Source organism: Achromobacter denitrificans NBRC 15125 (genome assembly GCF_001571365.1).
In the GTDB taxonomy this organism is placed as follows: Bacteria; Pseudomonadota; Gammaproteobacteria; order Burkholderiales; family Burkholderiaceae_B; genus Achromobacter; species Achromobacter denitrificans.
Genome location: NZ_BCTQ01000001.1, coordinates 97,580 through 120,860, shown reverse-complemented (window position 1 = coordinate 120,860; position 23,281 = coordinate 97,580). Strand labels below are relative to the sequence as shown.

The window sequence follows — 23,281 nt, the reverse complement described above, 5'->3', positions numbered from 1 at the left end:
GGCCAGGCGCACGTCCGCGGCACCCGGGCAATGCTTCGCACCGGCCTTTCCGGCCGGTGTGTCGTATCAGTGTCCCGGACGGGGCCGGGGCACCAAGAAACCACAAGGTAGTTGTTAGATGGATTCCTCAATTGCGCTGATCCTGCTGCAAGACGGTATCGTCAACGGCGCCATCTATGCCCTGCTGGGCATGGCTCTGGTGCTGGTGTTCGCCGTTACGCGCGTCATTTTCATTCCCCAGGGCGAGTTCGTGGCGTTCGGCGCCCTGACGCTGGCCATGCTGGTGGATGGCAAGGTGCCCGGCACCGCCTATCTCCTGCCGCTGTTGGGCGTCGTGTGCCTGGCGCTGGAGCTGCTGCGCGCGATGCGCACCCGCAGCTTCGCCGGCCTGCCCAAGGCCGTGGCGACCTGCGTGGTCCTGCCGCTGGCGCTGCTCTGGCTCACCGTGACCTATACCGCGGCCGGCAATTCGCTGTGGCTGAACATGCTGCTGACGCTGCTGCTGGTGATCCCGATGGGCCCGATGGTCTATCGCATCGTCTATCAGCCGCTGGCCGAAGCCACCGTGCTGGTGCTGCTGATCGTTTCGGTGGCGGTGCACTTCGCGCTGACCGGCCTGGCCCTGGTGTTCTTCGGCGCCGAAGGCTGGCGCACGCCGGCGTTCGTCAGCGGACAAGTCGACCTGGGCTTCACCACCTGGTCCGCGCAAAGCCTGTTCGTGGTCGCGACCTGCGCGATCCTGATCGTGGGCCTGTGGCTGTTCTTCGGCAAGACGCTTTATGGCCGCGCCTTGCGCGCCACCGCCGTCAACCGCCGCGGCGCCCGCCTGGTGGGCATCAGCACCACGATGTCGGGCAGCCTGACCTTCACGCTGGCGGTCGCCATCGGCGCCATGTCCGGCATGCTGATCGCGCCCATCACCACCGTCTACTACGACACCGGCTTCCTGATCGGCCTGAAAGGCTTCGTGGGCGCCATCATCGGCGGCCTCGCCAGCTATCCGGTGGCGGCCGCGGGCTCGCTGCTCGTGGGCGTGCTGGAATCCTTTTCTTCCTTCTGGGCCAGCGCCTACAAGGAAGTCATCGTCTTTACCCTGATTATCCCGGTTCTGGTCTGGCGTTCGTTCAGCACCCATCACGTGGACGAAGAGGAATAAACGTCATGAACCGCATTCTGCTTGCCGTCTTCATCGTCGTCCTGGCGGGCCTGCCGCTGGTGCCGGCCACGCCCGAATTCTGGGTGACGCAACTCAACTACATCGGGTTGGCCAGCCTGGTCGTCCTCGGCCTGGTGCTGCTGACCGGCGTGGGCGGCCTGACCTCGTTCGGCCAGGCGGCGTTCGTGGGCCTGGGCGCCTACACCACTGCCTTCCTGACCACCCAGTACGACGTGTCGCCGTGGCTGGCGCTACCCGCCGGGCTGGTCCTGACCGCCGTGGTGGCCTACCTGCTGGGCGCCATCACGCTGCGCCTGTCGGGCCACTACCTCCCGCTGGGTACCATCGCCTGGGGCTTGTCCCTGTACTTCCTGTTCGGCAACATCGACTGGCTGGGCAAGCATGACGGCATCGCCGGCATCGAGCCCATCAGCATCTTCGGCATGTCGCTGGCCAGCGGCCGCCACATCTATTTCCTGATCTGGGTGTTCGTGCTGCTGGCGCTGTGGGCGACCCGCAACCTGCTGAACTCGCGTCCGGGACGCGCCATCCGCGCGCTCAAGAGCGGCGCGGGCATGGCCGAATCCATGGGCGTGAACACCGCCGCCTACAAGGTCGTGATCTTCGTCTGGGCGGCGCTGCTGGCCTGCGTGTCCGGCTGGCTCTATGCGCACATGCAGCGCGCCGTCAGCCCCAGCCCGTTCGGCATCAACTACGGCATCGAATACCTGTTCATGGCCGTGGTGGGTGGCGCGGGCTACGTCTGGGGCGCCCTGCTGGGCTCCAGCGTCATCCTGGTGCTGAAGGACCAGCTGCAGAACCTCCTGCCCAAGCTGCTGGACACCAACGCCAACTTCGAGATGATCGTCTTCGGCGTGCTGCTGATCCTGATGCTGCAATACGCCCGCAATGGCCTGTGGCCGATCCTGGCCGGCTGGTGGAGCAGCATCACTGGTGCCGACGGCTCGCGCCGCAACCTGGCGCCGCCGGCCCCGGCCCCGGCCCTGCCGACGCGCGCGCGCCCGCAGCCCGGCCAGGTGGTGCTGGAAGTGGACGCCATCCGCAAGGAGTTCGGCGGCCTGGTCGCTGTCAACGACATCTCCTTCAAGGTCGCATCCGGCGAAATCATGGGCCTGATCGGCCCGAACGGCGCCGGCAAGAGCACGACCTTCAACCTGATCAGCGGCGTGCTGCCGGTGACGCGGGGCAAGGTCACGTTCATGGGCCAGCGCATCGACAGCCGTTCGGCGCGCGAAATCGCCAAGCTGGGTGTCGGCCGCACCTTCCAGCACGTGCAGTTGCTGCCCGGCATGACGGTGCTGGAGAACGTGGCCCTGGGCGCGCACTTGCGCTCGGACGTCGGCGTGCTCGCGGGCGCGCTGCACTCGGACCGGGCCCGCGAAGCCCAACTGCTGCACGAAGCCGCGGAACAGATCAAGCGCGTGGGCCTGGGCGAATACCTGTACGAACAGGCGGGCAACCTGGCGCTGGGCCAGCAACGCATTCTGGAAATCGCGCGCGCCCTGGCCGCCGACCCGGTGCTGCTGCTGCTGGACGAACCCGCGGCCGGCCTGCGCTACAAGGAAAAGCAAGACCTGGCCCGCGTGCTGGAACAGCTGCGCGCCGAGGGAATGAGCATTCTGCTCGTCGAACACGATATGGATTTTGTGATGCGCCTGACCAACCACCTCGTGGTGATGGATTTCGGCACCAAGCTGGCCGAAGGCGTGCCGGCCGACGTGCAAAAGAACCCGGCGGTGCTGGAAGCCTACCTGGGCGGCATCGACGACGACCTGCCCGAAGCGGATCAGGCCAAGCCCGTGTCGGCAGGAGGCGTGTGATGAGCGCAACCCAATCCCCCGTTCTCGAAGTCAGCAAGCTGTCGGCCCGCTACGGCAAGGTCGGCGCGCTGGTGGGCGCCACGCTCACGGTGCCGGCGGGCAGCATCGTCACGGTGATCGGCGCCAACGGCGCCGGCAAGTCCACCATGCTGAACGCGATCATGGGCTCCTTGCCCCAGACCGGCCACGCGGCCGGCGCCGTGCAGTACGCGGGCGCCGACGTGTCGGGCTGGCAGGTGGAGCGCCGCGTCGCGGCCGGCATGTCGCTGGTGCCCGAGCGCCGCGAACTGTTCGGCACCATGTCGGTGGAAGACAACCTGCTGCTGGGCGGCTTCCGGCGCTACCGCGCGCGCGAAAGCGGCTGGCGCGACACGCTGAACGAAGTCTTCGATCTGTTCCCGCGCCTGCGGGAGCGGCGCGGCCAGCAGGCCGGCACCCTGTCGGGCGGCGAGCGTCAGATGCTGGCCGTGGGCCGCGCGCTGATGGCCAAGCCCAACCTGCTGATGCTGGACGAGCCCAGCCTGGGCCTGGCGCCGCGCATCGTGCGCGAGATTTTCCACATCATCGCGCGCCTGCGCGAAACGGGCGTGGCCATCCTGCTGGTCGAGCAGAACGCGCGCGCGGCGCTGCAGGTGGCCGACTACGGCTACGTGCTGGAAACCGGCGAAGTCATCCTGCATGGGCCGGCGCGCGAGCTGGCCGGCGACCCGAAGGTGATCGAAAGCTACCTGGGCCTGGGCAAGGGCGGCGAGCAGGGCTGAGCGGCCCCGCGCCTCTGATCCTTCCTCGTCCCAAGGAAAAAAAGCGCCGGCTTATGGCAAGCCCGGCGCTTTTTCATTCCGGACGAAAACGTCGACCACGCGGAAGCGCTCGCACACCAGCATCATGTCCGGCGCATAGCCGCCGTTGCGGTCGAAGTACGCGATATGTCCGTCGCGCCAGGCCTCGTACGGGCCTTCGCCCTCGGCCAGCGCGAAGGCCTCGTCCACCTGGTCGAAACGCTGGATCAGCACGCTGGTGGTTTCGATGGCGCAGGCCGGCCGGCCTTGCCCGTCCAGCACCACGTCGCGCCGACCGGCCTGGGGCACCGGCTCCCGGTCGTTGAAGTCGCGCAGCGCGCCGCAGGTGGCGGTTTTCGCGCCGGCCAGCACCAGGGCCAGCAATTCATCGGCCAACGCGGGCGAATCGCCGAACTGGAACGTCACGGCGTCTTCGTAGGGCGGGGGCGGTTTCATGCCGCGGGCGTCCATTGCAGGATCAGCTCCTGTCCCATCGCGGGATCGGAAATGGAGGGCGCGCCGGTCTCGACGCGTCCGGCCAGCCGGCGGGTATAGCCGGGCTCGGCGTCGTCGCGCACGGTGACGTCGTACCAGCCCCCGCTGCGGGTCATGTCCCACGACAGGCTGACCGTCTCGCCGGGAGCCAGCGTGGCGGGGGGCTGCCGCGGATAGTCATAGGCATTGGCCTCCACCTGGATCGAGCGGGGCCGCGAGGCAGGGTTGTGCAGCGTCAGGCGCAGCGGCACGCCGGGCCCCTGATGATCGGCCGCGACTTCCAGCGGCGGCATGCCCGCCGTGCCCGCGCGTCCCGTGCAATGCCGGTGGAATCCGTTGGGGCCCAGTACCCAGAGGTCATAGCGGCCATCGTCGGCCGAGGCCGGCCACGCATCCGCCAGCTGCTTGCCGGCCTCCACCGTGTAGCGGCGCGGCCCGCGCTCCAGGCGCAGCCTGTCGTACACATGGAACACCGCGCCTGCCGTGCCGGTATTCTCGAACCGCAGCGATACCCGTTCCCCTTCCACGGCGGCATGGACCTGCAGCGCATAAGGCAGCGGACGCGAAGGCCGCGTGCCGGATTGCTGCCGCGCCCGTTCTGGCTGGAGCGGCGCGGGCGGGGTGACCGTGCCCGGCAGCGCCGAGGCGAGCCCGGCGCGTTCGGCCGTGGCCGGCAGGCCGCCGGGCAGGCCCGCGCCTTCCGGCGCGGAGAAATCGAAAATCGAGGTCAGGTCGCCGCAGACGGCGCGGCGCCAGGCCGAGATATTGGGTTCGGCCACGCCGAATCGTTGCTCGATGAAGCGCAGCACCGACGTGTGGTCGAACACTTGAGAATTGACCCAGCCGCCCTTGGTCCAGGGAGACAGCACGTACATGGGCACGCGCGGCCCCAGCCCGTACACGCCGTGCAGATGCGCCGGCGTATCGTCCTTTTCGGCGCCTGTGACGATCTCGTGGTATTCGCCGGCGGTATCCACGGTGGACGCGCCCGCCAGCGCGCCGGAGGTGTCGCGCGAGGGCGGCGCGGGCGGCGGCATGTGGTCGAAGAAGCCGTCGTTCTCGTCGAACATCAGCAGCAGGACGGTCTTGCTCCAGACCTCCGGATCGGCCGTCAAGGCATCCAGCACCCGGGCCGTGTAGTCCGCGCCCTGGGCCGGGCTGGACGGGCTGGGATGCTCGGATCCGGCCTTGGTGGCGCAGATCCAGGACACCTGCGGCAGCTTGCCGTCCAGCACGTCCTGGCGCAGCGCATCCAGGCTGCGGGTGCTCAGGGCCTTGTCCTTCAGCGCCGCGCGCGAGCCGGGCAGGCCGTGGTAGGCATCGCGGTAGGCCTTGAAGCCCGCGGTGGGATTGAGCGAATAGTTGTCCGCCATGTCCTGGTAGATGCACCAGCTGACCCCCGCGGCTTCCAGCCGCTCCGGATAGGTCGTCCAGGTGTAGCCGCCCGCCGGATCGCCGCCCTTCAACTTGTTGTAGAGGTTGCCCAGCGCCGGACCCTTGCCCCGGCCCAGGCCGTCATTGGTGCCCGTCCACAGGAACAGCCGGTTGGTGTTGGTGCCGCCGGTGAAAGAGCAGTGATAGGCGTCGCACACGGTAAAAGCGCGCGCCATGGCGTACTGGAAAGGCATATCGCCTTCCGTGTAGTACGCCATGGAGTGGTTCTTCTTGGCGGCAGGCCAATTGCCCATGCGGCCGGCGTCCCAGGCGTCCTGGGCATTGGACCAGGTGTGCGGCGTGCTGGCCACGCGCATGGTTTCAAAGGCCTCGCGCGTATCCAGGCGGAAGGGCAGCACCGTGCGAGGGGCGCCGTCCTCGGGCTTGTCGTTGTACTGCGCCCAGACGCTGCGGCGGCGCGCGTCGGGGCTGTCCGGCACGGGGATGGGAAAGCGGTCGCCAAACCCGCGCACGCCCGCCAGTCCGCCGAAATAATGGTCGAACGAGCGGTTCTCCTGCATGAAGACCACGATGTGCTCCACGTCGCGGATCGTGCCCGTGCGACGGGCGGCGGGAATCGCGAAGGCGCGGCGCAGCGGCGCCGGCAACATGGCCAGGGCGCTGCCCGCCGCGGCGAGCGTGGCGCTGTTGCGGAGGAAAGTGCGGCGGGTGTGCATGGGCAGTCCTCAGAACGGCACTGCCCGCGCGTGGCGGGCAGTTTTTCTAAAAATGGCGGCGCAAGGCGATCCTACTTCTTGCCGGTGCTTTCCGCGTAATCCATATACAGCTTGTGCGCGCGGCGCGCCATCGGGCCATATTCCAGGGCGCGGTCTTCGACGCGGTTCACGTGCACCACCTTGCCGTAGTTGCCGGAGGAGAAGACTTCGTCGGCGGCTTCGACGTCGGCCCGCGTGAGGCTGCGTTCGCGCACGTCGACGCCGTCGGCCTTCAGCAAGGCGAGGACGCGGCGGCGGGTGATGCCGTTCAGGAAGGTGCCGTTGTCCGCGGGCGTGGACACCACGCCGTCCTTGGCGATCCAGAGGTTGCTGGTGGCGAATTCGGCGATGTTGCCGTCGCCGTCCAGCATGATGGCGTTGTCGAAGCCCTTTTCGGCGGCTTCGCGGATCGCGCGCTGGCCGTTGGGGTAGAGGCAGGAGGCCTTGGCGTCGGTGGGCGCCATGTTGGGCCAGGAGCGCGCGAAGCTGGAGAAGCAGGCGGAAAAGCCCTGGTCGCCGGGCATCGGCACCTTGAACACGTGCAGCACGAACTGGGTCTTGTCGGCGTCGGGCAGCAGGAAGCCGTCGGCGCAATAGAACATCGGCTTGATGTAGAGCTCGGTGCCCGGGGGGAACTTGGCGACGGCCTGCAGGCACAGCGATTGGATCTCTTCCCAGCCGATCTGGGGCTTCATCAGCATCTTTTCGGCCGAGCGCACCACGCGCTGGCAGTGCAGGTCCAGGTCGGGCGTCAGGCCGCGGAAGGCGCGGGCGCCGTCGAAGACCATGCTGGCCATCCAGAAGGCGTGGTCGGCGGGACCGAGCAGTTTGGGGTTTTCAGTGGTCCAGCGACCGTCGTGCCAGTACAGGGCGTCCATGGTTGTCTTCCTTCGCTTGTATGGGGTGGCGCGTCAGCCGCGCCGAAACGTCAGGATACATGAGCCGGGGGCGGCGGGCGGGCCCGTCCGCCTCATTCCTTTGCCAGCGCCGCCTGCACGCGCGCGGCGGTATCGGCGGGTATCCATTGCCGCCAGACCTCGCCGTATTGCTTGAGGAAATAGCGGGCGGCGTCCTCGGGCTCCTTGCCTTCGTTTTCCAGCCAGCCCAGGGTGGCGTCGATGGCGTCCTCGGGCACGGTCAGCTTGGCGAAGAAGGCGGCCAGCTGGGGAGCCTGCTTGGCGAAGCCGGCGTTCAGCCCGGTCACCACGGGGTTGGGCTTGAACTCCGTCGCCACCGGATGCGCGCATTTGGGGTCGGTCATGCAGGTGTAGGCCTGCTGGTCGAAGGGCGGCAGTTCCAGTTTGACCAGGTCCAGCGCGCCGACCAGGGAGGTGGGCGTCCAGTAGTAGAAGACGATGTCGCGCTTGCGCTTGTAGGCCGAGACGATGGCGGCCTTCTGCGCGGCGCCCGAGCCGGGCGCGAACAGCGCATAGTCGCGGTCCAGGCCCAGAGCGCGCAGCAGGTTGTCGTTCAGCGTCCCGCAGGCCCAGCCGGCGGGGCAGCCGTAGATGCGCCCGCGCCCCGGGTCCTCGGGGTCGGCGAAGACGTCCTTGAAGCGGGCCAGGTCGGATGCGGCCTTCAGGTCGGGATGGCGCTCGACGGTGTAGCGGGGCACGTACCAGCCTTCGCCGGCGTCGTAGACATGGCCCACGCCCAGCACGCGGCCGCTGGCCAGGGCTTTTTTCCAGGCGCCCTCGATCTGGCCGGGCCAGACCTCGGGGGTGACGTCCACGTCCCCGCGTTGCAGGGCGGCCAGCATGGGCAGCGTTTCGCCGATCTCGACCGTGGTCTTGCAGCCGTAGCCGTGTTCCAGCACGTAGCGTTCGATGCCGGCCAGCACCAGGTTGGATTCCCAGTTCAGGCCGCTGAAACGAATGGGGCGGTCGACTTCGCAGGCAGGGGGAGCGGCGGGGGCGGATTGCGCCGCCGCGGCGGACGGCAAGGCCGAGGCCAACGCCAGGGCGCAGAAGGCGGAGGCGATGTGCAAGTTGCGCATGGTCAGGCACCTGTCGGGTTGGGTCCCGCCATTGTACGGGGCGGGGGAATCGGCGCCGGCGGGGCGCAAAAGCAAACGGGGCCGCAAGTTGCGGCCCCGTCCGGTTGGCGCAAGGGTTTTGCCCTAGGCGCGGGCGGCGCGCCGGCGGTCGATGAAGGCGCCGATCTCGCCCACGATGCCGCGGCGGAACGCCAGCACGCAGATCACGAAGATCAGCCCGATCACGATGGTGACGGATTCGCCCAGGCGCAGGAACCAGTCCACGCCGGTCAGGCTGGCGAGCATCTGTCCGAAGTCGCCCACCTTGTTTTCGAGCAACACCACGATGAAGGCGCCCAGGATGGGGCCGGTCAAGGTGCCCAGGCCGCCGATCAGCGTCATGAGGATGACCAGGCCCGACATCTGCCAGGTGGCGTCCGAGAGGGTGGCGGACACGAACACCAGCGTCTTGGTGGCGCCGGCCAGCCCGGCGATGGCGGCCGACAGCACGAAGGCGAGCAGCTTGAAGCGGTCGACGTCGTAGCCCAGCGAGATGGCGCGCGGCTCGTTCTCGCGCAGAGCTTGCAGCACCTGCCCGAAGGGCGAGTGCACCGTGCGCCAGATGATGAAGAAGCCCAGCGCGAACACGCCCATCACCAGGTAGTACAGGTTCAAGTCCTTGGAGAGGTCGACCAGGCCCAGCAGGGTGCCGCGCGGCACGCTTTGCAGCCCGTCTTCGCCGCCGGTGAACTTGGCCTGCAGGAAGAAGAAGAACACCATCTGCGCCAGCGCCAGCGTGATCATGGCGAAGTAGATGCCGCTGCGGCGGATGGCAAGCGCGCCCATCGCCAGGCCCAGGAGCGCCGCGACGGCGACGCCGAACAGCAGGCCGATCTCGGTGGGGAAGCCCCAGACCTTCATGGCGTGCCCCGCTGCGTAGGCCGCGCTGCCCAGGAAGGCGGCATGGCCGAACGACAGCAGCCCGGTGAAGCCCAGCAGCAGGTTGAACGCGCAGGCGAAGAGGGCATAGCACATGACCTTCATGGCGAAGATCGGATACACCCCAACGAAGGGAAGAATGGCCACCACGATGGCCAACGCCGCATAGCCCAGGAATTGACGATTCATTTCTCTTTTCCGAACAGCCCGGCCGGGCGGATCAACAGAACAATGGCCATGATGATGAAGACGACCGTGCTGGAAGCTTCGGGCCAGAACACTTTGGTGAGGCCTTCGATGACGCCCAGGCCCAGCCCGGTGACGATGGCGCCCATGATGGACCCCATGCCTCCGATCACGACGACCGCGAACACGACGATGATGAGGTTGGACCCCATCAGCGGGGAAATCTGCAGGACCGGCGCGGCCAGCACGCCGGCGAAGCCCGCCAGCGCCACGCCGAAACCGTAGGTCAGCGTGATCATGCGGGGAACGTTCACGCCGAAGGCTTCGACCAGCCTCGGGTTTTCGGTGCCGGCGCGCAGCAGGGCGCCCAGGCGGGTGCGTTCGATGACGAACCAGGTGGCCAGGCACACCACCACCGACGCCGCCACGACCCAGCCGCGGTAGTTCGGCAGGATCATGAAGCCCAGGTTGGTCGCGCCGCGCAGGGCGTCGGGCGTGGGGTAGGGTTGGCCCGACACGCCGTAGAAGCTGCGGAACAGCCCCTCGATGAGCAGCGTCAGCCCGAAGGTCAGCAGCAGCCCGTACAGATGGTCGAGCTTGTACAGGTGCTTGAGCAGGAGTTTCTCGATGATGATCCCGAACAGCCCCACGATCAGCGGCGCCACGATCAGCATGACCCAGTAATTCAGCCCGAAGTACGACAGGCCCATCCAGGCGATGAACGCGCCCAGCATGTAGAGCGCGCCGTGCGCGAAGTTGATGACGTTAAGCAGCCCGAAGATGACGGCCAGCCCGAGCGACAGCATGGCGTAGAAGGAGCCGTTGACCAAGCCTAGCAATAGCTGGCCGAACAAGGCCTGTATGGGGATGCCGAAAAAGTCAGTCATCTTGTGAAAGTCCTGCGCGTACGGATGGGAGCGAGCGATTCGGGATGCTGCCCGGCGGGTGGCCGGGCAGCATCAGGGACAGATAAGCTGGATTACTTCTTGACCAGCTTGCAGGTGGACTCGGACAACTTGGTGTAGACCTCGTCGCCGGGCAGCGTGGCCACGACCTTGTAGTAGTCCCACGGGCCCTTCGACTCGGCGGGCGTCTTCACCTGCATCAGGTACATGTCATGGATCATGCGGCCGTCTTCGCGGACGTAGCCGCCCTGGGCGAAGAAGTCGTTGACCTTGTTCGACTTCATCCACTTCATCACGGCGTCGCCGTCATCCGTGCCGGTGGCCTTGATGGCGTTCAGGTAGAAGGCGGTGGCGGAGTAGTCGCCGGCCTGCAGCATGGAGGGCTTGCGGCCCACCTTGGCTTCGAACTTCTTGGACCAGGCGCGCGAGGCGTCGGATTGGTCCCAGTACCAGCCGTCGGTCAGGTACATGCCCTGCGTGGCTTGCAGGCCCAGCGCGTGCACGTCGTTGATGAAGACCAGCAGGCCGGCCATCTTCATGGTCTTGGTCACGCCGAATTCATTGGCGGCCTTGATCGAGTTGATGGTGTCGCCGCCCGCGTTGGCCAGGCCCAGGATCTGTGCCTTGGAGGCTTGCGCCTGCAGCAGGAAGGACGAGAAGTCCGACGCGCCCAGCGGCGCCCGCACCTGGCCCTTGACCTCGCCGCCCGCGGCCTTGACCACGGCCACGGTGTCGCGCTCCAGCGCGTGGCCGAAGGCGTAGTCCGCGGTCAGGAAGAACCAGCTCTTGCCGCCGTCCTTCACCACGGCGGAACCGGTGCCGCGAGCCAGGGCCACGGTGTCGTAGGCGTAGTGCACGGTATAGGGCGAGCACTGGGCGTTGGTCAGGTCCGATGCGCCCGCGCCGATGGCCATGAAGGGCTTTTTCTTCGCCGCGGCCACGCCGGCCATGGCCAGGCTGGTCGACGAGTTCGTGCCGGCGATGATGACGTCCACCTTCTGCTCGTCGAACCATTCGCGCACGCGTGCCGAAGCCACGTCGGCCTTGTTCTGGTGGTCGGCCGAGACAACTTCGATCTTCTTGCCGTTGATCGAACCGCCGGCGTCCTCGATCGCCATGCGAACGGCTTCCAGACCGGCCTTGCCGTCGATGTCGGAATAGACGCCGGACATGTCAGTGATGAAGCCGATGCGGATGACATCGTCGGAGATACCTTGCGCGTGGGCGGTTGCCCCCGCAAATCCCAGGCCCGCCAGGGCCAATGCAGCAGTGATGGTGTGCAGCTTCATGGGATGACTCCTCTTCCCTACGGTGTAGTGTTGCCGGGATCCCGGCGGATGACAGGTTTCTTACACGCCCAGCAGTTCGTTGAGCGTGTCCTGTTTTTCTGAAAGTTCTGCGGCTTCGAAGTGCTCGACGATCTGGCCGTGCTCCATGACGTAGAAGCGGTCGGCCAGCGGCGCGGCGAAGCGGAAGTTCTGTTCCACCATGACGATGGTGTAGCCACGCTGCTTGAGCGCCGTGATCATGCGCGCGAGCGCCTGCACGATGACGGGGGCGAGGCCTTCGGAGATCTCGTCGAGCAGCAGCAGGTTGGCGCCGGTGCGCAGGATGCGCGCGACGGCCAGCATCTGTTGTTCGCCTCCCGACAGGCGGGTGCCGGGAGAATTCCGGCGTTCCTGGAGGTTGGGGAACATGTCGTAGATCTCGGCCAGCGACATGCCGCCGCCCAGCGAACCGACGACGGGAGGCAGCAGCAGGTTCTCTTCGCAGGACAGACTGGCGAAGATGCCGCGTTCCTCGGGGCAATACCCCACGCCCAGGTGGGCGATCTTGTAGGTGGGCAGGTCGATGGCTTCGGTGCCATGGATGCGCACCGAGCCCTTGCGCGATCCCGTCAGGCCGAGAATGGCCCGCAGGGTCGTGGTGCGGCCGGCGCCGTTGCGGCCGAGCAGCGTGACCACTTCGCCCTGCCCGACGCGCATGTCCACGCCGTGCAGGATATGCGATTCCCCGTACCAGGCCTGCAGGCCCGAAATTTCCAGTGCCGGGGTGCTCATGCGTGCGCTCCTTGAAGTTCGCCGTCGGTGGTGCCCATGTAGGCCTGCATCACTGCCGGATGGCGGGAGACTTCGGCGTAGGATCCTTCGGCCAGCACCGAACCGCGCGCCAGCACGGTGATGGTGTTGGCGATGGAGGACACGACATTCATATTGTGTTCCACCATGAGAATGGTGCGTCCCGCGCTGACCCGCTTGATCAGTTGCGTTACGCGATCCACGTCTTCGTGGCCCATGCCCTGGGTGGGTTCGTCCAGCAGCATCAGCTCGGGTTCCATCGCCAGGGTGGTGGCGATTTCGAGCGCGCGCTTGCGGCCGTACGGCAGGTTGACGGTGGTTTCGTTGGCGAAGGAGCCGAGGTCCACCTGGTCAAGCAGGGCCCGGGCCGGTTCGTTCAACGAGGCGAGTTGCTTGTCGCTTCTCCAGAAGTGGTACGACAGGCCGGTCTTGCGTTGCAGGCCGATGCGCACGTTCTCCAGCACGGTCAGGTGGGGAAACACCGCCGAGATCTGGAACGAGCGTATGACGCCGCGCCGCGCGATCTGCGCGGGCCGCTCGCCGGTAATGTCGATACCGTTGAACTTGATGGTCCCCGAAGTGGGAGATAGAAACTTCGTAAGCAGGTTGAAGCATGTGGTCTTGCCGGCGCCGTTAGGCCCGATCAAGGCATGAATCTCGCCTCGCTTGATACGCAAATCGACCCCATTGACCGCGACGAAACCGCGGAATTCCTTCGTGAGGCCTTTTGTCTCCAGGATCGTGTCGTCCATATTCGCTGCACCAGCGTTGTATTTATTGATCTGCACCTGCCGTTATCGCGCCAGGTCCCCGCGGGGTTCGGAAAATCAGCGAAGTGTCGCAATTTTTCGATGAGTTGCCGGCGAGTATGCGCACCTATTTATCAAAATTCCATGAGGGTTTGTCATAGGTTTTGCAGTGCGGAAAGGGCAATTGTCGGCAGGCCGACAATGCTTTCGCGTCAGGGGGAGAAAGCATTTCCATAATGGAAATGCATCGCAGCAAATATGCGTTGATCGTCATCAACGCGTCATGATTTCGCGGGCGAGGGAAAACCCGGTTTTCCCCGCGCGAATGCGGCCGGCGCGGCGGAGCGCGCGGAGATCAGGCGGGTGTTTTCTGCTTGAATTCGCAGAGATCGGAAATACCGCACTGGGGGCATTTGGGCTTGCGGGCGACGCAGACGTAGCGGCCCAGCAGGATCAGCCAATGATGGGCGTCCTGCATGTATTCGCGCGGCACGAACTTTTCGAGTTTCCGCTCGACTTCCAGCACGTTCTTGCCCGGCGCGATGCCGGTGCGGTTCGAGACGCGGAAGATGTGCGTGTCCACGGCCATCGTGGGTTGGCCGAACGCGGTGTTGAGCACCACGTTCGCGGTCTTGCGGCCCACGCCGGGCAGGGCTTCCAGCGCTTCGCGCGTCCGCGGCACTTCGCCGCCGTGCTGCTCAAGCAGGATCTTGCAGGTGGCGATGGTGTTCTTCGCCTTGGTGCGGTAGAGCCCGATGGTCTTGATGTAGTCCGCCAGGCCTTCTTCGCCCAGCGCCAGCAGGCCTTGCGGCGTGCCGTGTTCGGGGAAGAACTTGCGCGTGGCGATGTTGACCGATTTGTCGGTGGCCTGCGCCGACAGCAGCACCGCGATCAGCAGCTGGAAGGGCGTGTCGTATTCGAGCTCGGTGGTCGGGTGCGGATTGGCCGCTTGCAGGCGGGCGAAGATCTCTTGGCGTTTGGCGGCGTTCATGGCTGCGAGGAATTGCGGCGGGCCCGGGCGCGGGCCAGCGCGGATTCGATGGCGGAGCGCTTGCGCTCCTCGTTGCCGGTAGCGTCGGCGAGGGAAGGCGCGGCGGGCGCTTGCGGGGCTTCAGGGGCCATCAGGCGCGCGTTGTCGGCCGCCAGGCGTTCCACGCGCGCGAGGTGGCTGCGATGGCGCTCGCGGCTGATCGCGGCATCCTGCGCGCTCCAGGCGCGCCCCGCGGGCACCATCTCGATGCAATCGACCGGACAGGGCGGCACGCACAGGTCGCAGCCGGTGCACCAGTCGTTCAGAACGGTGTGCATGTGCTTGTTGGCGCCGACGATGGCGTCCACCGGACAGGCCTGGATGCACAGCGTACAGCCGATGCAGTGCGATTCGTCGATGCGGGCGACCAGCAGGGGGCCGGGTTCGCCGCGGGCCGTGTCTAGGGGCAGGACGGGCGTGTCGAGCAGGGCCGACAGCGCGGCGATGCCTTCATCGCCGCCGGGCGGGCAGCGATTGATCGGGGCGGCGCCGTCGGCGATGGCGTCGGCGTAGGGCCGGCAGCCGTCGTATCCGCACTTGGTGCATTGCGTCTGGGGCAGCAAGGCGTCGATGCGGTCGGCTAGGGTGCGACAGGACATGATAAAGAAACAGAAAGCCGTAGGATGGGTGGAGCGCGAGAGTCCTTAAGCAAAAACCCGAACGCCCAACGCGCGTAACCCATGCGGCCGCGGGCAGACCGTGCCCGGCTCCGGCCGGAAAACAGTCTTTTACGGCAGCATGGGTTACGCGCGTTGGATACCTGAGTCCTTGCTTAAGAACTCTCGCGCTTCACCCATCCTACGCAGATTGCCGGATGAATTCGGCAATTTTAGGACAGATCATTTCGCGCCAGCGGCGGCCCGAGAAAATCCCGTAGTGGCCGCAGTTGGGGGCCGTGTAATGCGTCTTGCGATCGGCGGGGATGTTCTTGCACAGTTTGATCGCGGCGCGGGTCTGGCCCTGGCCGGAGATATCGTCCAGCTCGCCCTCGATGGTCAGGAGCGCGACCTTCTTGATGTCCGCGGGGCGAACCAGCTTGCCGTCGACTTCCCAGGTGCCGTTGGGCAGCTGGAATTCCTGGAACACCATGCGGATCGTGTCCAGGTAGAACTCGGCCGGCATGTCCAGCACGGCGTTGTATTCGTCGTAGAAGCGGCGATGCGCCTCGGCGTCGCTGTCGTCCCCGCGCAGCAGGTCCAGATAGAAGTCGTAATGCGACTTCATGTGGCGGTCGGGGTTCATGGCCATGAAGCCCGCGTGCTGCAGAAAGCCCGGATAGACCTTGCGGCCCGAGCCCGGATAGCGCGGCGGCACCGGATGGATGACCTGGTTCTCGAACCAGGAATAGGGCTTGGTCGTGGCCAGGCGGTTCACCTGCGTGGGCGACTGTCGAGGGTCGATGGGGCCGCCCATCATCACCATGCTGCGCGGCTGGCAGGGATCGTTGGCGGAGGCCATCAAGGAAACGGCGGCCAGCACCGGGACCGTGGGCTGGCAGACGGACATGACGTGCACGTCGGGGCCCAGGTGGCGGATGAAGTCCTGCACGTAGCGCACGTAGTCGTTCAGATGGAACGGCCCGGCGGACAGGGGCACCATGCGGGCGTCGACCCAATCCGTGACATACACGTCGTGGGCGGGCAGCAGGGCGCGCACGGTGTCGCGCAGCAAGGTGGCGTGATGGCCCGACAGCGGCGCGACCAGCAGGATCTTGGGATCGTCCTGGCGGGCATGGCGGACGTCGCGGTGGAAGTGCACCAGGCGGCAGAACGGCTTGTCCATCGCCACGCCTTCGGTGACGTTGACGGACTTGCCATCGATCTTGGTGGTGGGGAGATTCCAGGCCGGCTTCTGGTATTCCTTGCCGATGCGCGTCATCAACTCGTACCCCGCCGCCATCTGGCGCGAGATCGGGGTGTAGGCGAGAGGGCTGTAGGGGCTGGAAAACAGCTGAGAGCCGGCGTCCGTAAATGCAGCGAACGGAGTCAGGAAGGCGCGCTGCATTTCGTGCAATTGATACAGCATTTGGGAAAAGTCCTTCTGGGTCGTGCGTGTGTCCCGATTATTGCTCCCGGGACTAACGATATTTCCAAACAGCCTGAAGAAACGCCGTCAAAAAAAGCAAATCTGTTGCTAAAAAGCGACCCAATATCCGTTAGGCACCAGTTTAGGGCGCTTTTTGCGCCCCGCAGCGATACCAAATGGAGGATTTATGCACTACGCCGGACTGGCGGCTTTACCAGTAGTTTTCTACCGCCAGGTTGCCGGGGATGCCGCGGCGGCCGGGCTTGAAGCCGCGCTCGCCCAGCAGCTTGCGGGCGTCCGCGAGCATGGCGGGGTTGCCGCAAAGCATGACCTTGGCCTGCTCGGGATCCAGCGGCTGGCCGGCCAATTGCTCCAGGCGGCCGTCGGCGATCAGCGTGGTGAGGCGTTCCTGCGGCATGCCGGGCAGGGGTTCGCGCGTGGCGATGGGCAGGTAGATCAGCTTTTGCGGATCAGCGGCGAACAGCTCGGCCAGGCCGGGCTGATTGCGCAAGGATTCGATCTCTTCGCGGTAGGCCAGCTCCGCGGCGGTGCGCACGCCGTGCACCAGGACGATGCGGCGGTAGGCGCGCCAGACGGCGGGATCGCGCAGGATCGAGAGGTAGGCCGACAGGCCGGTGCCCGAGGCCAGCAGCCACAGGTCGCCGCCCGGGGCGAAGCGCTCCAGCGTCAGGAAGCCGTAGGGGGCCTTTTCCACGTACAGCGCGTCGCCGGGTTGCAGCCGGGCCATGCGCGGGCTGAACAGCCCCTCCGGCACCACGATGGAATAGAACTCCAGCCACGGTTCATGCGGGGCCGATACCATCGAATAGGCGCGCCACAGCGTGGGGGCGCCGTCGGGGGAATCCGCTTCCGGCAGGCCCACTCGCGCGAACTGGCCGGGCAGGAACGTGTACGCGTCGTCGCGCGTCACTCGGACGGAGAACAGCTTATCGGGTACCCAGGTATGGACGTGGGTGACAGTCTGGCGCGTGTATTTGGAGTCGTCGGTCATCGGGGCATCGCGCGATGCCGGCCGCCAGGCGGAGGCCGGCGCTCGCGGATTTATCTTTCCAGGTATTGCAGCTTGTCCTGCTTGCCGTTCCAGTCGTCGGCGTCGGGCAGGGGCTTCTTGGCGCGGCTGATGCTGGCGAACTCGGGCGAGAGTTCGGCATTCAGGGCGATGAAGTTCATCTGGTCCTGCGGCACGTCTTCTTCGGCGTAGATCGCGTTGGCCGGGCATTCCGGGATGCAGACCGCGCAATCGATGCATTCGTCGGGATCGATCACGAGGAAGTTCGGACCCTCACGAAAACAGTCCACCGGGCACACGTCTACGCAGTCGGTGTACTTGCACTTAATACAGTTTTCGGTGACAACGTGGGTCATTCAGGAACTCCGGGATCGGCGGCTTTGTGTCTTGTTGCGCCGATTTTACCCAATGCCGCGCTGATGTGCCGGTAATACCCGTATTGACATCGTGGCCCGAGGCCGTTCGGGGCGTCCGCTCTATGCTATGGTGTCGCGAAACGAAACGCGCAATCATGATAATTACTTCGCTGCTCGACACCGACCTGTATAAATTCAGCATGATGCAGGTGGTGCTGCACCAGTTTCCCGCTGCCCAGGTCGAGTACCGTTACAAATGCCGTACTCCGGGGGTGGATCTGCGCCCCTATCTCGATGAAATCCGCGAGGAAGTGCACCAGCTGTGCCAGCTCCGCTTCACCGAGGACGAACTTAAATATCTCGGCGGCTTGCGCTTTATCAAAAGCGACTTCGTTGATTTCCTCGAACTGTTCCACATGCCCGAGCGCTGCATCCACATCGGCGAGGGCGAGGCGCCCGGCGAAATCAGCATCGAGGTCAAGGGGCCGTGGCTGCACACGATTCTTTTCGAGATTCCGGTGCTGGCCATCGTCAACGAGGTCTATTTCCGCAATACGCGCAAGAACCCGGACTGGGAAGAAGGCCGCAAGCGCCTGCAATCCAAGATGCACCTGGTGCTGGACGATCCCGCGCTGGCCGATTTCCGCGTGGCCGAATACGGCACGCGGCGCCGTTTCTCCAAGGTCTGGCACGAGGAAATCGTGTCCACCATGAAGGCGCAGATGGGGCCGCATTTCGCCGGCACCAGCAACGTGCTGCTGGCCAAGGAGCACGAAGTCCTGCCGCTGGGCACGATGGGCCACGAATACCTGCAGGCCTGCCAGGCCCTGGGTCCGCGCCTGCGCGACTCGCAGGTGTTCGCGCTGGAGGTCTGGGCCAAGGAATACCGCGGCGACCTGGGCATCGCGCTGTCCGACGTCTACGGCATGGATGCCTTCCTGCGCGACTTCGACATGTATTTCTGCAAGCTGTTCGACGGCGCGCGGCACGACTCCGGCGATCCGTTCGTCTGGGGCGAGCGCCTGCTCGAACACTACCGCAAGAACCGGGTCGACCCGCGCGCCAAGACGCTGGTGTTCTCGGATTCGCTGACCTTCCCGCGCGCCATCGAGTTGGCCCGCCAATTCTCCGGGCGCTGCAAGGTGTCCTTCGGCATCGGCACCAACCTGACCAACGACCTGGGCCACGAACCCCTGCAGATCGTCATGAAGATGGTCCGCTGCAACGGCCAGCCCGTGGCCAAGGTGTCGGACGCGCCGGAAAAGACCATGTGCGACGATCCGGCCTACCTGGCCTACCTGCGCCAGGTCTTCCAATTGCCCCCCGCTTGAGCGCGGCTCGGGGTAAATTGCGGGTTCCTTGCATTGTTTCACCCAACCCACTCGATCCTAGGGGAATATTCATGAGCAGCATCAAGCGCTTCCACGTCGACAAGCGCCTGTCGGACATGGCCGTGTACAACGGCGTCGCGTACCTGGCGGGCCAGGTGCCGGACGATGCCACGCTGGACATCACCGGCCAGACCGAGCAAGTGCTCGCGACGATCGACCGCCTGCTGGCCGAAGCCGGCACCGACAAGACCAAGATCCTGATGGCCCAGATCTACGTGGCCAACATGAAGGAATTCGACGGCATGAACAAGGCGTGGGACGCCTGGGTCGCCGCCGGCAACTCGCCTCCGCGCGCCACCGTCGAAGCCCGCCTGGCCAATCCCGACTACAAGGTCGAGATCGTCGTCACGGCCGCTGTGTAAGAGGCCCCGCGCGCCGGGCGCCTAGCGTGCCTGGCGCCTCCCCGGGCGGCCGGCGCCTTGCCGCCGCCCCGGGCTCCCGGCTGCCGCGTCCGCCTCACTGCCCCAGCAGCAGCGTCCCGGCCAGCAAGCCCCCCAGTTCCTCGCATTTCTCCAGTTCCGCCTGCGCCACCGTCTTGGGCGCGAGGATCTGCTGCGGCGTCTGCGCGCCCATATTGACGATGAGCGCGGGGGCCACGGCATTGAGCCGCCAGCCGGTGCAGATGCGTTCGGCCTGGCGCGCGGCGCCCGAGCCGTCGCTGCCCGCGCTGATCGCGCAGGCGTAGGGCAGCCCTTGTATCCGGTCCAGCACCGCGTAGTAGTTGCGGTCGAAGAACTCCTTCATTTCGCCGCTCAGCCCCGCCAGGTTCTCGGGGGCGCAGAAAAGATAGCCCTGGCTGGCAAGCAGGTCGCCGGCCTGCGCGTCCGAGGCGCGCAGCAGCACGACCCGCAGATCGGCGTCCTGCTCAAGCTGGGCGGCGGCGTCGCGCGCGCCGCGGGCGGCCGCCTCGGCCATCTGGCGCGCGGCGCCGGTGCGGGAATGCCAGACGATCAGCAGCTGTTTCATGCGTAGCGTTCCACCGGGTCCTGCCGGTAATAGGCCTTGAGCAAGTCGTACCACTGCGGCAGCGCCTCGCGCATGGGTTGGGGGTCCACGAAGAAGTGCTCGGAGCTGACGGCGAAGAACTCGGCTTCGTCAGTGGCCGCGTACGGGTCCATCGGCAGCTGCCCGTACCAGGCATCCGCCTCTTCGCTCTCGGGATCGACGTCCGGAGGAATGGCGGCTTCCACCGCGTCCAGGGCGGCGATGAAGCGGTCCAGGCTGTCGTCCAGGACGCGGCGCCAGGTCCGAGGCTGCAATTCGGGATGCGCCGCCAGCGACGGCATGCCGTCCGCGAAGCCCGAGCGCAGGTCCAGCTTGTGGGCGAATTCGTGGATGACCACATTGAAGCCGCCGTCCGACAGCTGCGTGTCTTCCCAGGACAGGACCAGCGGGCCGCCCTCCCAGGCTTCGCCTGCAGCGTCCTCGATGTACTCGTGCACCACGCCGTCCTCGTCCTGGCGCGATCGGGGGATGCGGAAGCTTGCCGGGTACACGATGATCTCGTCCCAGCCTTCGTAGAGTTCGGGCGTCAGGTTCAGGATGGGCAGGCTGGCCTGCGCCGCAATGGACAGGCGCATGAAGTCGGACACCTCCAGCCCCTGGGCGCCGTTGATGTTCTTGCTGGCGAGCAGCCAGGCCGAACGCGCCAGCAGCTGGTCGGCCTCACCGGGGGTCAATGCCGCCAGGAACGGGTGGGCGTCCAGCACCTGCCGCCATAGGTCGGGAGAGATGCGGGACTGCATTTCGGCCACCGCGGACGGGCGGGCGCCGCGTCCTTTCAGCCAGCGCAACATAAGCTCGGGTTCCTTCCATATGCCGCGGAGCGCGGCGTCTTTTGGGGTTGATACACGCTAGTGTAGAGTGTCGGAATATCAACCTATACCCGCTTCCGCCCGTCATGTCCGCCCCGCCTGTTCTCGACGCGCCTACGCCTTTCGACGCCGCCTGGCGCCAGGAGGTAGGGGCTGGCCTGGATGCCGACGGCCTGGCGTTGATCGACCGGGCCGTCGCCTGGGCCGAACCCCGTTTCGAAGGGCAGCGTGCGCCCACGGGCGAGTCGCTGGCCGAGCACGGCGCCGGCGTGGTCAGGGTACTGGCGGCGCTGCACACCGACGCCCCGACGCGGGCGGCCGCGCTGCTGGCCGCCTTGCCCACCGACTTGATGGCGCCCGCGCCGTCCCTGCGCAACGATCCGGTCGCGACCGCCTTCGGCGCCGAGGTCGCGCGGCTGGTGCAGGGCACGCGGGCCCTGCTGCGGCTGGGCGTGGTGGCCCGGCAGGCCAGCGACGCCGAGGCCGAAAGCGGCTCCCAGAAGGAAATGCAGCGCAAGATGCTGCTGGCCATGGCGGCCGACCTGCGCATCGTGCTGATGCGGCTGGCGTCCCGGCTGCGTTCCCTGCGCTGGCACGCGGAAAGCAAAACGCCGTGCTCGGTCGCCTTCGCCCGCGAAACCCTGGACCTGTACGCGCCCCTGGCCAACCGCCTGGGGATCTGGCAGATCAAGTGGGAAATGGAAGACCTGGCCTTCCGCTTCCTCGAACCCGAGAAGTACAAGCAGATCGCCCGCCTGCTGGAAGAAAAGCGGGTGGAGCGCGAGGCCTTCATCGCCGGCGCCATCGAGCGCCTGCAGGCCGCGCTGGCCAAGGCCGGGGTCGAGGCCGAGGTGAGCGGCCGGCCCAAGCACATCTACAGCATCTGGAACAAGATGCGCGTGAAGGGCCTGGACTTTTCCCAGATGTACGACCTGCGCGCGCTGCGGGTCATCGTCGAGGACGTGCGCGGCTGCTACACCGCCCTGGGCATGGTGCACGAGATGTGGACGCCGATCTCCGAGGAGTTCGACGACTATATCTCCCGGCCCAAGCCCAACGGCTACCGCTCCCTGCACACGGTCGTGACCGACGACGACGGCCGCCCCTTCGAAGTGCAGATCCGCACCCGCGAGATGCACCAGTTCGCCGAGTACGGCATGGCCGCCCATTGGCGCTACAAGGAAGCGGGAGCCAAGGGCGGCCAGGTGGCCGCCTCCAGCGAATACGACCGCCAACTGGCATGGATGCGCCAGCTGCTGGCCTGGAATTCCGATGTCGAGGGCGGCGGCGAGCCGGCCAAGCCGGCCGCCGGCAAGTCCGCGACCGGCAAGGGCCGCAACGCGGCCGTGGCGCCCGCGCACACCGACGAGCGCATTTACGTGCTGACGCCGCAGGCGCGCGTGATCGAACTGCCCGCCGGCGCCACGCCGGTCGACTTCGCCTATCACTTGCACACCGACCTGGGCCACCGCTGCCGCGGCGCCCGCGTCGACGGGCAGATGGTGCCGCTACAGACGCGGCTGTCCACCGGCCAGACCGTGGAGATTATTTCCGCCAAGTCGGGCGGCCCCTCGCGGGACTGGCTCAATCCCCAGCTGGGATTCCTGGCCAGCCCGCGGGCCCGCGCCAAGGTGCGCATGTGGTTCAACGCGATCGAGCTCCAGCAGCGCATCACCCAGGGCCAGGCGCTGGTGGAAAAGGAATTGCAGCGCCTGGGCAAGACGGCGATCAACCTGGAGCAGTTGGCGCAGAACCTCGGGTTCGCGCGCGCCGACGACCTGTACGTCGCCGCGGCCAAGGAAGAATTCAGCCTGCGCCAGATCGACACGCTGTTTCAGCAGCCGGCGCCCGTTGCCGAACCCCAGCCGGCGGCGCTGCGCAACGCCAGCGCCGGCAGCGCCGAAAAGAGCGGCAAGAGCGGCGTGCTGGTGGTGGGCGTGGGTTCGCTCCTGACCCAGCTGGCGCGCTGCTGCCGCCCGGCGCCGCCGGACGCCATCGCGGGCTTCGTGACGCGGGGGCGCGGCGTGTCCATCCATCGCAGCGATTGCCACAGCTATCTGGCCCTGGCCGCGCGCGAGCCGGAACGCGTCATCGAAGTGGCGTGGGGCGAAACGTCCGATACCTTCTATCCGGTGGACATCAGCGTGCGCGCGCACGACCGGTCCGGCCTGTTGCGGGACCTCTCCGAAGTCTTCGCCCGGCTGCGTCTGAACGTAGTGGGCGTGAACACGCAGAGCCGGCAGTCGCTTGCCCATATGGTGTTCACGGTGGAAGTGCGGGGAGGGGAGTCCCTCTCGCGGGCCCTGGACGCGCTGGCCGAGGTGCCGGGCGTGTCGTCGGCGACACGCCGCTGACCCCCGCGGCGCGCGAGGCGCCGGGGGG

The 23,281-nt window shown here is 66.6% G+C and carries 22 protein-coding genes; 6 read left to right on the top strand and 16 right to left on the bottom strand.

Annotated elements, in window-relative coordinates; genetic code table 11:
* Positions 1-118: 118 nt before the first annotated feature.
* The 3 genes from ADE01S_RS00570 to ADE01S_RS00560 are packed head-to-tail and all read left to right on the top strand — an operon-like array spanning position 119 to position 3,758.
* On the top strand, positions 119-1,156 hold the full coding sequence (locus tag ADE01S_RS00570; protein ID WP_062679518.1) for a branched-chain amino acid ABC transporter permease: 1,038 nt from the start codon (positions 119-121) through the stop codon (positions 1,154-1,156).
* A gap of 5 nt (positions 1,157-1,161) precedes the next feature.
* Positions 1,162-2,997 carry a branched-chain amino acid ABC transporter ATP-binding protein/permease gene (locus ADE01S_RS00565; protein WP_062679517.1) on the top strand — a complete coding sequence of 612 codons (1,836 nt, stop codon included), beginning with the start codon at positions 1,162-1,164 and terminating at the stop codon, positions 2,995-2,997.
* Positions 2,997-3,758 (top strand): ABC transporter ATP-binding protein, encoded by a 762-nt coding sequence (locus ADE01S_RS00560; protein WP_062679516.1) that lies wholly within the window; start codon positions 2,997-2,999, stop codon positions 3,756-3,758. Before ADE01S_RS00565 ends, ADE01S_RS00560 begins: the two co-directional genes overlap by 1 nt.
* Positions 3,759-3,809: 51 nt before the next feature.
* Here the strand turns inward: ADE01S_RS00560 and ADE01S_RS00555 are convergent, their stop codons facing one another.
* From ADE01S_RS00555 to fdxA, 14 genes are all read right to left on the bottom strand, one after another.
* Positions 3,810-4,232, bottom strand: coding sequence for an ASCH domain-containing protein (locus ADE01S_RS00555; RefSeq protein ID WP_062679860.1), 423 nt, complete (start codon positions 4,230-4,232; stop codon positions 3,810-3,812).
* Positions 4,229-6,382 (bottom strand): phosphocholine-specific phospholipase C, encoded by a 2,154-nt coding sequence (locus ADE01S_RS00550; protein WP_062679515.1) that lies wholly within the window; start codon positions 6,380-6,382, stop codon positions 4,229-4,231. Before ADE01S_RS00550 ends, ADE01S_RS00555 begins: the two co-directional genes overlap by 4 nt.
* 71 nt (positions 6,383-6,453) lie before the next feature.
* Positions 6,454-7,299: a branched-chain amino acid aminotransferase gene (locus ADE01S_RS00545; protein WP_062679514.1), complete on the bottom strand. Its 846-nt coding sequence runs from the start codon at positions 7,297-7,299 to the stop codon at positions 6,454-6,456.
* 92 nt (positions 7,300-7,391) lie between these two features.
* Complete coding sequence (locus ADE01S_RS00540) at positions 7,392-8,417, bottom strand: ABC transporter substrate-binding protein (protein ID WP_062679513.1); 1,026 nt, start codon at positions 8,415-8,417, stop codon at positions 7,392-7,394.
* A 123-nt stretch (positions 8,418-8,540) separates the two neighbouring features.
* Positions 8,541-9,524, bottom strand: coding sequence for a branched-chain amino acid ABC transporter permease (locus ADE01S_RS00535; RefSeq protein WP_062679512.1), 984 nt, complete (start codon positions 9,522-9,524; stop codon positions 8,541-8,543).
* A complete protein-coding gene (locus ADE01S_RS00530) occupies positions 9,521-10,408 on the bottom strand; it encodes a branched-chain amino acid ABC transporter permease (protein WP_062679511.1) in 888 nt (295 codons plus the stop codon). The genes ADE01S_RS00535 and ADE01S_RS00530 overlap by 4 nt, the downstream gene beginning before the upstream one ends.
* Positions 10,409-10,500: 92 nt before the next feature.
* Complete coding sequence (locus ADE01S_RS00525; protein ID WP_062679510.1) at positions 10,501-11,715, bottom strand: ABC transporter substrate-binding protein; 1,215 nt, start codon at positions 11,713-11,715, stop codon at positions 10,501-10,503.
* A gap of 60 nt (positions 11,716-11,775) precedes the next feature.
* The gene (locus ADE01S_RS00520; RefSeq protein ID WP_013392192.1) at positions 11,776-12,486 is read right to left on the bottom strand and encodes an ABC transporter ATP-binding protein; all 711 of its coding nucleotides are present in this window, start codon (positions 12,484-12,486) and stop codon (positions 11,776-11,778) included.
* Complete coding sequence (locus tag ADE01S_RS00515) at positions 12,483-13,256, bottom strand: ABC transporter ATP-binding protein (RefSeq protein ID WP_062679509.1); 774 nt, start codon at positions 13,254-13,256, stop codon at positions 12,483-12,485. Before ADE01S_RS00515 ends, ADE01S_RS00520 begins: the two co-directional genes overlap by 4 nt.
* A 352-nt stretch (positions 13,257-13,608) precedes the next feature.
* Positions 13,609-14,244, bottom strand: coding sequence for an endonuclease III (nth, locus tag ADE01S_RS00510; protein ID WP_062679508.1), 636 nt, complete (start codon positions 14,242-14,244; stop codon positions 13,609-13,611).
* Positions 14,241-14,882 carry an electron transport complex subunit RsxB gene (rsxB, locus tag ADE01S_RS00505; RefSeq protein ID WP_062679507.1) on the bottom strand — a complete coding sequence of 214 codons (642 nt, stop codon included), beginning with the start codon at positions 14,880-14,882 and terminating at the stop codon, positions 14,241-14,243. The genes nth and rsxB overlap by 4 nt, the downstream gene beginning before the upstream one ends.
* A gap of 199 nt (positions 14,883-15,081) precedes the next feature.
* Positions 15,082-16,308 carry a polyhydroxyalkanoate depolymerase gene (locus tag ADE01S_RS00500; protein WP_062679506.1) on the bottom strand — a complete coding sequence of 409 codons (1,227 nt, stop codon included), beginning with the start codon at positions 16,306-16,308 and terminating at the stop codon, positions 15,082-15,084.
* Positions 16,309-16,519: 211 nt separating this feature from the next.
* Positions 16,520-17,320 carry a ferredoxin--NADP reductase gene (locus ADE01S_RS00495; RefSeq protein WP_062679505.1) on the bottom strand — a complete coding sequence of 267 codons (801 nt, stop codon included), beginning with the start codon at positions 17,318-17,320 and terminating at the stop codon, positions 16,520-16,522.
* Positions 17,321-17,370: 50 nt separating this feature from the next.
* Positions 17,371-17,694, bottom strand: coding sequence for a ferredoxin FdxA (gene fdxA / locus ADE01S_RS00490; protein ID WP_062679504.1), 324 nt, complete (start codon positions 17,692-17,694; stop codon positions 17,371-17,373).
* 155 nt (positions 17,695-17,849) lie between these two features.
* Between fdxA and pncB the strand changes: the two genes are divergently transcribed.
* Positions 17,850-19,025 (top strand): nicotinate phosphoribosyltransferase, encoded by a 1,176-nt coding sequence (gene pncB / locus ADE01S_RS00485; protein WP_062679503.1) that lies wholly within the window; start codon positions 17,850-17,852, stop codon positions 19,023-19,025.
* A gap of 71 nt (positions 19,026-19,096) precedes the next feature.
* A complete protein-coding gene (locus ADE01S_RS00480) occupies positions 19,097-19,447 on the top strand; it encodes a RidA family protein (protein ID WP_062679502.1) in 351 nt (116 codons plus the stop codon).
* 94 nt (positions 19,448-19,541) lie between these two features.
* Here ADE01S_RS00480 and ADE01S_RS00475 read toward each other — a convergent pair whose 3' ends face one another.
* Together ADE01S_RS00475 and ADE01S_RS00470 are read right to left on the bottom strand one after the other, a co-directional pair.
* On the bottom strand, positions 19,542-20,051 hold the full coding sequence (locus ADE01S_RS00475) for a flavodoxin family protein (protein ID WP_062679501.1): 510 nt from the start codon (positions 20,049-20,051) through the stop codon (positions 19,542-19,544).
* Positions 20,048-20,881: a M90 family metallopeptidase gene (locus tag ADE01S_RS00470; protein WP_062679500.1), complete on the bottom strand. Its 834-nt coding sequence runs from the start codon at positions 20,879-20,881 to the stop codon at positions 20,048-20,050. The genes ADE01S_RS00475 and ADE01S_RS00470 overlap by 4 nt, the downstream gene beginning before the upstream one ends.
* 104 nt (positions 20,882-20,985) lie before the next feature.
* On the opposite strand from ADE01S_RS00470, the gene ADE01S_RS00465 reads away from it, so the two are divergent.
* On the top strand, positions 20,986-23,253 hold the full coding sequence (locus ADE01S_RS00465; protein ID WP_062679499.1) for a RelA/SpoT family protein: 2,268 nt from the start codon (positions 20,986-20,988) through the stop codon (positions 23,251-23,253).
* Positions 23,254-23,281 lie beyond the last annotated feature (28 nt).